Source organism: Phascolarctobacterium succinatutens CAG:287 (assembly GCF_000434895.1).
Taxonomy (GTDB): domain Bacteria; phylum Bacillota; class Negativicutes; order Acidaminococcales; family Acidaminococcaceae; genus Phascolarctobacterium_A; species Phascolarctobacterium_A succinatutens_A.
Genome location: NZ_FR892783.1, coordinates 15,406 through 27,565, shown reverse-complemented (window position 1 = coordinate 27,565; position 12,160 = coordinate 15,406). Strand labels below are relative to the sequence as shown.

13 protein-coding genes are annotated in these 12,160 nt (G+C 49.8%); all 13 read left to right on the top strand.

What is annotated here, in order from left to right; translation table 11 throughout:
• Positions 1–58 precede the first annotated feature (58 nt).
• The 13 genes from dut to BN587_RS04255 all read left to right on the top strand — a co-directional run bounded on the left by dut (position 59) and on the right by BN587_RS04255 (position 12,160).
• Positions 59–514 (top strand): dUTP diphosphatase, encoded by a 456-nt coding sequence (dut, locus tag BN587_RS04315; protein WP_021719918.1) that lies wholly within the window; start codon positions 59–61, stop codon positions 512–514.
• A 14-nt stretch (positions 515–528) separates the two neighbouring features.
• Positions 529–1,509, top strand: coding sequence for an autotransporter outer membrane beta-barrel domain-containing protein (locus tag BN587_RS04310; RefSeq protein ID WP_021719917.1), 981 nt, complete (start codon positions 529–531; stop codon positions 1,507–1,509).
• Positions 1,510–1,950: 441 nt separating this feature from the next.
• Positions 1,951–3,933: a transketolase gene (gene tkt, locus BN587_RS04305; protein ID WP_021719916.1), complete on the top strand. Its 1,983-nt coding sequence runs from the start codon at positions 1,951–1,953 to the stop codon at positions 3,931–3,933.
• Positions 3,934–4,206: 273 nt separating this feature from the next.
• Positions 4,207–4,827 carry an Asp23/Gls24 family envelope stress response protein gene (locus BN587_RS11815; protein WP_021719915.1) on the top strand — a complete coding sequence of 207 codons (621 nt, stop codon included), beginning with the start codon at positions 4,207–4,209 and terminating at the stop codon, positions 4,825–4,827.
• Positions 4,828–4,832: 5 nt separating this feature from the next.
• The gene (amaP, locus tag BN587_RS04295) at positions 4,833–5,354 is read left to right on the top strand and encodes an alkaline shock response membrane anchor protein AmaP (RefSeq protein ID WP_021719914.1); all 522 of its coding nucleotides are present in this window, start codon (positions 4,833–4,835) and stop codon (positions 5,352–5,354) included.
• A gap of 12 nt (positions 5,355–5,366) precedes the next feature.
• Positions 5,367–5,594, top strand: coding sequence for a DUF2273 domain-containing protein (locus BN587_RS04290; protein ID WP_021719913.1), 228 nt, complete (start codon positions 5,367–5,369; stop codon positions 5,592–5,594).
• A 98-nt stretch (positions 5,595–5,692) separates the two neighbouring features.
• Positions 5,693–6,157 carry a transcription antitermination factor NusB gene (nusB, locus tag BN587_RS04285; RefSeq protein ID WP_009145022.1) on the top strand — a complete coding sequence of 155 codons (465 nt, stop codon included), beginning with the start codon at positions 5,693–5,695 and terminating at the stop codon, positions 6,155–6,157.
• Positions 6,154–7,110: a Kae1-like domain-containing protein gene (locus BN587_RS04280; RefSeq protein WP_021719912.1), complete on the top strand. Its 957-nt coding sequence runs from the start codon at positions 6,154–6,156 to the stop codon at positions 7,108–7,110. Before nusB ends, BN587_RS04280 begins: the two co-directional genes overlap by 4 nt.
• A complete protein-coding gene (xseA, locus tag BN587_RS04275) occupies positions 7,103–8,308 on the top strand; it encodes an exodeoxyribonuclease VII large subunit (protein ID WP_021719911.1) in 1,206 nt (401 codons plus the stop codon). Before BN587_RS04280 ends, xseA begins: the two co-directional genes overlap by 8 nt.
• 3 nt (positions 8,309–8,311) lie before the next feature.
• Complete coding sequence (xseB, locus tag BN587_RS04270; protein WP_021719910.1) at positions 8,312–8,569, top strand: exodeoxyribonuclease VII small subunit; 258 nt, start codon at positions 8,312–8,314, stop codon at positions 8,567–8,569.
• Positions 8,569–9,444: a polyprenyl synthetase family protein gene (locus BN587_RS04265; RefSeq protein ID WP_009145018.1), complete on the top strand. Its 876-nt coding sequence runs from the start codon at positions 8,569–8,571 to the stop codon at positions 9,442–9,444. The genes xseB and BN587_RS04265 overlap by 1 nt, the downstream gene beginning before the upstream one ends.
• A 2-nt stretch (positions 9,445–9,446) precedes the next feature.
• Positions 9,447–11,339 carry a 1-deoxy-D-xylulose-5-phosphate synthase gene (dxs, locus tag BN587_RS04260; protein ID WP_021719909.1) on the top strand — a complete coding sequence of 631 codons (1,893 nt, stop codon included), beginning with the start codon at positions 9,447–9,449 and terminating at the stop codon, positions 11,337–11,339.
• Positions 11,336–12,160 carry a TlyA family RNA methyltransferase gene (locus tag BN587_RS04255; RefSeq protein ID WP_021719908.1) on the top strand — a complete coding sequence of 275 codons (825 nt, stop codon included), beginning with the start codon at positions 11,336–11,338 and terminating at the stop codon, positions 12,158–12,160. The genes dxs and BN587_RS04255 overlap by 4 nt, the downstream gene beginning before the upstream one ends.

The following is a 12,160-nucleotide window of genomic DNA, read 5'->3' as shown; positions in this document are numbered from 1 at the left end:
GGGAAGGTGCCGAGCATAGCGAGGCGGAAGGGGGTAATAGAATAGGAGTGAGTTACTAATGAAAACACGTGGTTTTGAAAAGGTTGCCAAGTATATTGATGTTGAGTTCCCCATGCCGGAGCGCAAGACACAGTTCAGCGCCGGTTATGACATCAGCGCTGCCGAAGAGGTTGTACTGGAGCCGGGCAAGCTGGTGCTGGTGCCGACAGGTGTGAAGGCTTATATGCAGGCCGGAGAATTCCTTGGTCTGCATATTCGCAGCAGCATGGCGGTAAAGACGCATCTGATGCTGGTTAATAATGTCGGTATTATTGATGCCGATTATTATAATAATGCTGATAACGAAGGTCACATTATGGTGGCACTGCTGAATATGGGCAGTGAGGCAGTGACGATTCCGCAGGGCGAACGCATTGCACAGGGCATTTTCTACAACTATCTGACCGTTGACGACGACGATAAGGTGGAGAAGGCTGTACGTGCAGGCGGCTTCGGCAGTACGGGGAAAATTTAAGGGAGGAAAGCATTATGAAACAAAACTATAAGATTTTTACAGTAGCACTTTTGGCTTCCATGAGCCTTGCAGCAGCAGCTCAGGCTGATGATTTTGCTGATGCTCAGCTGCTACAAACGTCGCAGCTAGTGCAGGCGCAGCGCTCTACTGCTATGCAGCGCTACGCAGGCGGACGCTTGCAGGCTATCTGGAATCCGCAGGTGCAGCACAGTGATGTGGACTGGTGGCTGCGTTCTTTTAGTGAATGGGAGAGCTATTACGATGATGCTGTAAGTGGCAAAAGCCGTTCTGTAGCTGCAGGCATGGATATGAATACGGGCAAGGAGACGCGCACTGGTATGTATGGCATGTATAATCATACGGAGCTTAATGGCGGCGGCGCCGAGGCCTTGCAGCAGGACTGGCGCATTGGTGCGTACATAGGTAAGCAGCACGGAGCTGTGCAGCAATATGGTTATGTGAACTATGGTAAGCTGGGCAATCATTTTAATAGTCCTTGGGATGACGTAAAGTATCGCGGTCAGATTGTAGAACTGGGCGGCGAATATAAGTATGATTTGCATCATGATGATGGCAAGATATATCATGTTTCGCCCTATGTGAATGTGCAGGCTTCACGCTATATGCAAAAGAGCTACCGTCAAGCTATTCCTGGTTATCCTGATCTTGTACACCCTTCTATAAACAATAATTATCTGGCCGGGGAGACTGGTGTAGAGCTGCGGCGTGAGCTGCAAAACGGTAATTACGCTGTTCGCCTTGGCTATAAGCGGGTGTTTGCGGGTGAGGCGCCTGAGTATGGTTACACATTGGAAGGTCAGCCTGAAGCCGGGCAGCACTACTCGTATGATATCGACAAGGATTATCTGCATCTGATGCTGAGCGGAACGCTGAAGCTGACGAAAAACCTTTCTACGACGGCGGAGGGTGCCTGGCTCGAAGGCGAGCATGACCGTGAGCTGAAGGCGGACGTGAAGCTGAACTGGGCGTTTTGATGTGAAGTGAAAATTTTCTTTTGGCTATGCTTAATGCTACTTTCGTTAGGTAGTAGTAAACCTAGTTTTTGTAAAATCTTTACATCTTGCTTAGCTCTTTAGCTTTTTAAAATTTTATCCATTGAAAAATACCTATGAGTGTAATATACTCCCATCTTTGATGGCTAGAAAAGAATAAAAAGCTCGGAAAGCGCATGGTTATTGTGTTTTTTGAGCTTTTTCTGTTTGTTAATTGTGAGTGCTTTTTATAGGATCACTGGTTAATTTTAGAATTTATTCATCGTTTGCTTGCTTAGAATTTCGTAATCAATTTTATTTCCTTCGCTTAGGGATTCAGTTAAAAGTGTAAATAGTTTACAATTTTAACGAAAAAGTGTAGACAATATAGGGAAATATGATATAATTAGTTTAGATAATTTTGGAAAAATGGAGGTTTTCTCGATGCAGAAAATTGATCAGGCATGTGTAAACACTCTTCGCTTTTTGGCAGCAGACCAGGTAGAAAAGGCTAAATCCGGCCATCCTGGCTTCCCTCTGGGTACAGCTCCTTTGATGTACACTATTTGGGACCGCTTTATGAATTATAATCCGGCTGACCCGCAATGGTTCAACCGCGACCGTTTCATCCTTTCTCCGGGTCACGGCAGCGCTTTGCTTTATGCTATGCTGCACCTGGCAGGCTATGACCTGTCCCTGGACGAGCTGAAAAACTTCCGTCAATGGGGCAGCAAAACTCCGGGCCATCCGGAATTCGGCCTGACTCCCGGCGTTGACGTTTCTACCGGTCCTCTGGGCCACGGCTTTGCTATGGGCGTTGGCTTTGCTATTGCCGAAGCTATGCTGGGCGCAAAGTACAACAAACCTGATTTCCCGGTTGTTGATCACTATACCTTTGGTCTGACCTCTGACGGCGACCTGATGGAGGGCGTTTCCTGCGAGGCTGCTTCTCTGGCAGGTACCCTTGGCTTGGGCAAACTGATTTACTTATATGATGATAACAAGATTACTATCGAAGGCAGCACCGATATTGCCTTCACTGAGGATGTTGAAGCCCGCTTCAAGGCTTATGGCTGGCAGGTTCTGCGCGTAGAAAGCAGCGAGGATGTTGACGCTATGCAGGCAGCTATCGAAGAAGCTAAGGCTGATACTATGCATCCTTCTCTGATTATTGTACGTACTCACATCGGCTTCGGCAGCCCGAAACAGGACAGCCCGTCCTGCCATGGCGAGCCGCTGGGTGGTGAAGCATTGGCAGCTACCAAAGAAAAAGCCGGCTGGCCACAGGAAATGTTCTATGTACCTGCTGAGGTTAAAGAATATTTTGCTGCTAAGCTGGATGGCTGCGCTGCAAATGAAGCTGCCTGGAATGCTTTGATGGATGACTATAAGATGGTATATCCTGAGCTGGCTAAAGAACTGGAAGACCGCATTGCCGGCAACTCCATGGTTAACCTGACTGCTCTGGAAGCAATCTTCAAGGATACCGTTAAGAACGCTACCCGCGAAGCAAGCGGCGATATTATCCAAGTTCTGGCTGCACAGTTGCCTGAGCTGGTTGGCGGCAGTGCTGACCTTGGCCCGTCCAACAAAACTATCATGAAAACCGGCGGTTACTTCTCCAAGCTAGACAGAACCGGCCGTAACATTCACTTTGGCGTTCGCGAGCACGCTATGGGTACCGTTCTGAACGGCATTTCCCTTCATGGCGGTTTCATTCCCTTCGGCGGCACCTTCCTGGTATTCGCTGACTTCCTGCGTCCGACCATCCGTATGGCAGCACTCATGGGCATTCAGTCCGTATTCGTACTGACTCACGACAGCATTGCGCTGGGCGAAGATGGTCCTACTCATCAGCCGATTGAAACCACTATGGCATTGCGTCTGATTCCGAACGTAAGCGTTATCCGTCCGGCTGACGCTCTGGAGACTGCTACTGCATGGCAACAGGCTTGCCTGAACAAACATAAGCCGACCTGCCTGCTGCTGAGCCGTCAAAAGCTGACCGTTCTGCACGATTATGCAGCAACCATCCATGAAAACGCTCATAAGGGCGCTTACGTACTGAGCCCGGCTAAGAGCGAGGCTAAGGCTGTTCTGATCGGTACCGGCAGTGAGGTTCATCTGGCATTGGCTGCACAGGCTAAGCTGGCTGAAGAGGGAATTGACGTTAGCGTTGTATCTATGCCTTGCTGGGATGCTTTTGATGCTCAAAGCGATGAGTATAAAGAAAGCGTTCTGCCTGCAGGCGTAACTAAATTTGCTGTTGAAGCTGGTGTGCCGTACGGCTGGAGCCGCTACACCGGCACTGAAAAGAATGTTCTGGGCATTACCACCTTCGGCGCTTCTGCACCTGGCGATGTAATGATGGAAAAATACGGCTTTACTGTTGAAAACCTGGTTGCAAAGGTTAAAGCAGCGCTGTAATTATAAGTTTAAATTGAGCTTAGAGGCCACTCTGCGGAGTGGTCTTTTTGCGTTGCAGCATATGATGTGTGAAGTACTGCGTTCTCTTGTATTGCTCATGTATAGTAAGCGAAAAGCAGAATTAATCATAAGTAGGCTAAGCAGTTATTTTTTATACATTTTATGCATACGGATTGCATAAAATGTGGTATAATAAGAAGATAAAAATGTATAACTGTCTTCATTACGCTGCTGCATTTTGGCTGGCGCGTAAGCGAGCAGGAGGTGCCGGATATGGAAGAAAAAAATATAAAGGAAACTATCAGGGCCAAGGCTGCAGAAGCCGCTGAAGCTGCTGCCGAAGCAGCACAGGCCCAGGATGGTGAGGAATATGGCGATATCCGTATCGCTGACGAGGTTATCTGTATCGTTGCCAGTCTGGCGGCACAGGAGGTTCCCGGCGTTGTTGGCATGAGCGGTGGCCTGACAGATGGCATTAACCGCTTCTTGGGCAAGGAAAATGCTTCTAAAGGTGTACGCTTGCATTTTGAAGGCAAGCTGGTAAATGCCAGCGTTTATATTAATGTCGAATACGGCTGCTGCATTCCAGAGATTGCTCTGGAGGTACAGGAAAAGGTTAAGGATGCTATTGAGGCGATGACCGGTTATGAGGTGCAGTTTGTGGACGTCAATGTCGAAGGCGTAGCAAAACGGCGCGCAAGTGAGCTGGAAAAGGAAAGCTCATCTGATGTTGATATGGCGGAAATTTTGCAGGCGCAGGCTAAGAGTGCGGAAGCAACGGAGGCCAATTCCTTTGAGCAGCAGCTGGTTAATCTGCATGATGACCATGATTTTAAGCTGCCGCCGGAGGAGGATATGGACGAAAAGCATAGGAAATTTTTAGAGGAGGATTAACGGTTATGGGTATTGCAGATAGAATTATCCTGACACTGTATACGATATTGATGGCAGTAGCATCAGTGCTGACGCTGCTGTGCAGTTTGGGCGTTTTTTCGGATACCGGTATGGTAGCGTTTATTAGCCATATCCCGGGCAACTGGGTTTATGCTGTGGGCGGCGTGATTATGCTTTTGGTAAGCCTGCGCCTGCTGATTACCGGTCTGGGACTGACGGGCGTAAGCTCGCTGAAGCTAAGTGACAGCGATAAGGGCAAGGTGCTTGTAGGCAAGGGCGCATTGGAGGATTATATTGCTGTTCTGTCGCAGGAAATATACGGCATCCATCATGTAAAGGTTATTGTGAAGCTGGAGGATCAATGCATTGATGTACGCATTAATGCTTCGATTGAACCCGGCATAAATATTCCGGAAACCTCCGGTGAGATTAAGACTAATGTCCGTGAGACGATTAAAAAGGTTACCGGTATAGAGGTTAAGGAAATAGAGCTGTTCTTCAAACAGATTAAGGCAAAGGAAGAATAGGAGGCAGAAGCTATGTTGAACGATATTCTCAATGATATCTGGAATAATTATCGCGGCCGCCTGCTGTGCTCGGTATTTGGCTTATTTATTGGCGTGATAGTGCTGTGGTTGGGCTTTTTCCAGGCACTGTTTTTGATGCTTTGCATCGGCTTGGGCTTTTTTATCGGTTTCAAGCTGGATAAAAAAGAGGATTTGCTGGAGTGGTTGGATAGGTTGCTGCCGCCAGGCTATCACAGATAAAAGCGGTAGCGGCGAAAGATAAGGTACTATCTGCCTAATCTGAATCCATCATCATACAAGATATTTATTAATATTTTTTATACAAGGAGAGTGTGCAAATGATTCGTAGACTTGCAAGAGAGGTTGCCTTACAGGCGTTATTCCAAATAGACTTTACCGGTAATGAGGTAGAACAGGCTGTTGACGCAGCTTTAGATGAGCACGAGGAGCTGCATCCGGAGGCTGCGGTAGACAAGGCTTTGGACCAGCATAAGGAGCTGGGGGCAGCAAGTGCCAGAAACTATGTTAAGAAGTATTCTATGGTGCTTGTTAACGGTGTTGTAGAAAACAAAGAGGCTATTGATGCGACCTTGAACAGCTGTGCAACTGACTGGACTGTAGAGCGCATGCCTGCTACCGACAGAAATATCCTGCGCGTAGCAGTTTTTGAAATGCGCCATGAAAAGCCTGCTCTGGCTGCAGGTGTTGCTATCAATGAGGCAGTGGAGATTGCCAAGGCTTATGGTACCGAAGAATCTCCGCGCTTTATTAATGGTGTTTTAGGTAAGCTGGCAAGAAAATGAGCCAAAAGGTTTATCTAGGCATTGATACCAGCTGTTATACTACTTCTGCAGCACTTTTGGTGGAGGATGGCAGTCTGCTTGCCGAGGCCAGACAGATTTTGAGCGTTAAGCCTGGGCGTTGCGGCCTGCAGCAGTCCGAGATGGTTTTTCAGCATACACGCAATCTGCCGCGCTTGGTGGAGGAGGTCTTTGCCGATAAGGATTGCACCTTGGCGGCAATCGGTGTCAGCGGTTATCCGCGTCCGCTCGCGGACTCCTATATGCCGGCGTTTCTTGCCGGTATGAGCGTTGCTCGCAGCCTGGCGGCTGCCTATAAGGTGCCGCTGGAGGTCATCAGCCACCAGGAAAATCACTTGGAGGCCGGTCTTTGGTCGGCATGCGGACCGCAGGCGGAGCGTTTTTTGCTGCTGCATGCCAGCGGCGGCACTACTGATTTGCTGCTGTGCGAACGCCGTGAGGACAGCCGCTACAACCTGACGCAGGTTGGCGGCAGTTTGGATTTGCATGCCGGTCAGTTTGTGGACCGCATCGGTGTGGCGCTGGGACTGCAGTTTCCGACCGGTCCGGCGCTGGAGCAGCTTGCTGCGCAGGCGGAGGAACCGCTGGAGCTGCCGGTGTCTGTGCGTAAGCTGGATGTGAGCTTATCGGGACCTGCAACTGCAGCTATGCGCAAGCTGGAGGCGGGGGCAGATGCTGCTTCTCTGGCCTTGGGCGTAGAGTATACGCTGGCGGAAACCTTTGCCCGTCTGCTGCGCAACGGTGCAGCGGCATATGGTGTGCGAGATGTGATTTTGGTTGGCGGCGTCGGCTCCAACAAGTACATCCGCAAACACGTTGAAGAAAAGCTGGCGAAGCGCCGTGTGCGCCTGTGGGTGCCGGAAGGCCGCTTCAGCTGTGATAATGCCAGCGGTTGTGCCGCTGTTGCTTGGAGATTACATAAAGAAAATGACTGAAGCTGTTTATTCGGTAAGCGAAATAAATAATTTCATAAAGCATATACTGGAGCAGGAGCCGGAGCTGCGTAATCTGCAGGTTGTCGGTGAAATCTCCAATTTTAAGCGCTATCCATCAGGTCATTGCTACTTTACGCTGAAGGACGCCGGTGCGGTGCTCAAATGCGTAATGTTCCGTAGCAAGGCTATTAATTTGCGCTTTCAGCCGCAAAACGGCGATACTGTGGTAGCAGTTGGCCGGCTGGCTGTTTATGAACGCGACGGCGTTTATCAGCTGTATACTGATTTACTGCTGCAGCAGGGCGTGGGCGATTTGATGCAGGCTTACGAAAAGCTCAAGCAGAAGCTGGAACGTGCCGGCCTGTTTGCGCCTGAACGTAAACAGCAGCTGCCGCTGCATCCGCGCACTGTGGGTATTATTACCTCTCCTGCAGGTGCCGCTGTGCGTGATGTCATAACAGTGTCACGCAGGAGAAATCAAGGCATAAAGCTTCTGCTTTATCCTGTTAAGGTGCAGGGCGAGGACGCTGCGGCGGAAATTGCTGCGGCTATTGAATTCTTTAACCGCAAAAAACTGGCTGATGTCCTGATTGTGGGGCGTGGCGGCGGTTCTATCGAGGATTTGTGGGCCTTTAACGAAGAAGTTACCGTAAGAGCGGTGGCTGCTTCTAAAATCCCGGTGGTCAGTGCCGTAGGCCATGAAACAGATTTTACGCTGTGTGATTTTGCTGCTGATGTGAGGGCTGCGACACCGTCGCAGGCCGCGGAGCTGGTGGTGGCAGATGTTGAAGGCTACAAGCAGCGTGTTGCCTATCTGGAACAGCGTGCGCGCAGTCTGCTGTCAGCTTTGCTGACGCAGCAGCAGCGCAGATTGGATAATTTAGTTAATTCGTGGGCGTTGCGTGACCCGGAAAGGCTTTTTGCCGACCAAGCGCAGCGTCTTGATACTGCTTCGCGCAGACTGCGTGAAGCCTTAGAGCTGCAGCTGCAGCAGGACGAGCACAAGCTGGCGCTGGCAGCAGCAAGATTGGATAGCCTCAGTCCGCTGGCAGTGCTGGCGCGTGGCTATTCTGTGAGCCAGAAAGCTGATTATACGCTGGTAAGCAGTGTTGATGAACTTAAATGGGGAGACGAGCTGCTGACGACAGTAGCAGATGGTGTGATAACCTCGGTTGTACAGCAGGTAGAAAGGCGGTAAGAAATGGTAGCGAAAAAGATTGCAAAGAACATAAAGTTTGAAGATGCCTTGAGCGAGCTGGAAGCACAGGTACAGCTTCTGGAAAGCGGTGAGCTGCCTTTGGATAAGGCGCTTGATGTTTTTAAGTATGGTGTGGAGCTGAGCCGCGTCTGCAGCAGCAGACTGGAAACAGTGAAACAGGAGGTTGAAAAAATCGTCGTTACCGACAGTAATGACGCTGGCTATAAATTAGAAGCATTCCAGGATTTGGAGGTAAAATAATGGATTTTAAGGCTTATTATGCTAACCAGCAAAAACTGGTAGAAAACTATTTGAAGAACAGAATTGCCAAAAAGGGTATTTCCAAGGTAGATGAAGCAATGGAATACAGCCTTATGGCAGGCGGCAAACGTATCCGTCCGATTCTGCTGATGGCTGCGGCAGAGGCTGTGGGCAGCAAGGGCTACAATTATTTGCCTGTGGCTTGCGGTCTGGAAATGATTCACACCTATTCTCTGATTCACGATGACCTGCCGTGCATGGATGACGATGATTATCGTCGCGGCCGTCTGACCAATCATAAAGTTTTTGGTGAAGCTATGGCAGTGCTTGCCGGTGACGGCCTGCTCACTTTGGCATTTGAGGTAATGCTTGAACAGAAGAATGTTGATCCTAAGGTTTTGATCGAAACTGTACGCGAAATGGCTATGTGTGCCGGTAACTTTGGCATGGTTGGTGGTCAGGGCCTTGATTTGGAATTTGAAGGCAAAAAGATTACGCCGGAGGAGCTGCGCAAACTGCATGCGGGCAAGACCGGTGCGCTTTTTATTGCTGCCATCCGCGGCGGTGCGCATCTGGCCGGTGCTAATGACCAGCAGCTTTTGGCTCTTACCAAATTTGCTGATTTGCTGGGACTTGCCTTCCAGATTACCGACGATATCCTTGATGTCGAAGGTACTGAGGAGGAGCTTGGCAAGCCGGTAGGCAGCGATGCCAAGAACCACAAATCTACTTATGTAACACTGTACGGCCTGCAGGCAGCACACGAGCTGGCAGAAAAGACTGTGGCAGAGGCTTTGGAATGTCTGGAAATGTTTGGCGAGAATGCAGAGCCGTTACGTGAAATTACTCGCCTGATGACTGACAGAAAGAAGTAATTATGGCAGAGAATAAATTTTTAGATAAAATTAATTCACCGGCTGATGTCAAAAAGCTTTCCGTGCCGCAGCTGGAGCAGCTGGCTAAGGAAATCAGACAGCTTTTAATCAGCGTTATTTCGCACACCGGCGGCCATCTGGCGCCGAACCTGGGCGTAGTAGAGCTGACTTTGGCCTTGCATAAGGTTTTCAATACGCCGGAAGATAAGATTATTTTCGACGTAGGTCATCAGGCCTATATCCATAAAATTATCACCGGACGCAGGGAACAATTTCCTACGCTGCGTCAATACGGCGGTCTTTCCGGCTTCCCCAAACGCAGCGAAAGCGAGCATGATGCTTTCGGTACCGGTCATTCCAGTACGTCTATTTCTGCGGCATTGGGCATGGCCTGCGCCCGCGACCTGCAGGGTGAGGATTATAATGTCGTAGCCGTTATCGGTGACGGCTCCATGACCGGCGGTATGGCTTTCGAAGCACTGAACAATGCCGGTATGCTGCATAAGAATATGATTGTTGTGCTCAACGATAACGAAATGTCTATTTCCAAAAACGTGGGCGCGATGAGCGAATATCTTTATCAGCTGCGTACAGGCGAAACATATAATAAAATTAAAAATGATATTGAGGGCTGGCTCAAAAATATGGAATTCGGCAGTGATGTGCTGAAGGCTATCCGCCGCCTGAAAGGCAGCGTAAAGTACCTGATGGTGCCGACATCTATTTTTGAAGAGCTTGGCTTTACTTATTTGGGACCGGTTGACGGACATGATCTGGATGGCCTGCTGGATGTACTGCAGGCTGCCAAAAAGATTGACGGACCGGTTATGGTACACGTGCTGACGAAAAAGGGCAAGGGCTATAAGCCTGCGGAAGAAAGCCCCAATAAGTTCCACGGTACCGGACCTTTTGATATTGCTACCGGCAAAAAAATTACTAATCCGAATGCACCCGTAAGCTATACCGAGGTTTTTGGTAAAACCTTGAGCAAGCTGGCTGATATCGACGATAAAATCGTGGGTATTACTGCTGCGATGCCTGACGGCACCGGCTTGAATATTTTTGCCGAGGCGCATAAGGACCATTTCTTTGACGTAGGTATTGCTGAGCAGCATGCGGTTACTGCGGCTGCAGGCATGGCTGCTGCCGGAATGAAGCCTGTGGCGGCAATTTATTCTACCTTCATGCAGCGTGCTTATGACTCCATCATGCACGATATCTGCATGCAGAAGCTGCACGTAACGCTGTGTCTGGACCGTGCCGGTCTTGTCGGTGATGACGGCTATACGCATCATGGCGTTTTTGACTACGCTTATCTGCGCAGCATTCCCAACATGACCATTATGGCGCCGAAGGATGAGAATGAGCTACAGCACATGCTGAAAACAGCGCTGGATTTTGACGGACCTGTTTCCGTGCGCTATCCGCGCGGCAGCGGTGTGGGCGTTGCGCTGGATACGCAGTGGCAGGATTTGCCGATTGGTAAGGCAGAGGTGCTGCGTACAGGCAAGGATGTCTGCTTCTGGGCGATTGGCAGCATGGTGCAGACTGCTCTTGATGCAGCGGAGCTGCTGGAAGCGCAGGGAATCAGCGCAGGTGTTGTGAATATGCGTTTTGCCAAACCGCTGGATGTTGAACTCTTGCGTGAGCATGCGCAAAGCTACGGCAAGATTATTACTCTGGAAGAAGGCGTACTGGCAGGCGGTGTCGGCAGCGCAATTCTTGAAGAGCTTAATGAAAATAAACTGTTGGAGCAGTGTGATGTACGTTGCTTCGGCATTCCTGACGAATTTGTTATGCATGGCGACAAAAAGCTGCTGCTGCGTGATTTGGGACTGGATACGCCAACCATTGCTGCCAAGGCTGCAGCATTTGTAAAGGGTGAAGAAGAGTGAAAAAAGAAAGACTTGATGTTCTGTTAGTTAACCGTGGTATGTTTGAAAGCCGTGCCAAGGCGCAGGCTGCGGTTATGGCAGGACAGGTATTGGTCAATGAACAGAAAATAGATAAACCGGGTACACCGGTGGCACCGGAGGTTACTATCCGTCTGCTGGGTAACAAGCTGCCCTATGTAAGCCGCGGCGGTCTGAAGCTGGAGAAGGCTTTGCAGATTTTCCCCATCAGCGTAGAAGGCAAGGTTGTTGCCGATATCGGTGCTTCTACCGGCGGTTTCACCGACTGCGCGCTGCAGAACGGTGCGGCAAAGGTGTATGCGATTGACGTAGGCTACGGTCAGCTGGCGTGGAAGCTGCGCAACGATGAGCGTGTAGTGAACATGGAGCGCACCAACGTGCGTTATCTGGAAGCAGACAGCCTGCCCGAGCAGGTGGATGCTGCAACTATCGACGTAGCCTTTATTTCGCTGGATAAAATTTTGCCGGCGGTACACAAAATCCTTAAGCCTGAAGGCTTTGTAGTGGCTTTAATTAAGCCGCAGTTTGAAGCAGGCAAGGAAAATGTCGGCAAGAAGGGCGTTGTACGTGACGCTGCCGTACATGAGCAGGTTATCAATAACGTCATCAGCTTCGCCAAGGGTGAAGGCTTCGGCATTGCCGGTTTAGACTTTTCTCCTATCAAGGGACCGGAGGGCAATATTGAATATCTGCTGCACCTGACGCTTGGTGACGACGATGCCGTAAGCAGCGAGCAGGTAGCACAGCTGGTAGGCCGCAGTCATGGCGACTTAGATAAGAAAGCAGAAAAGACAGAGGCATGA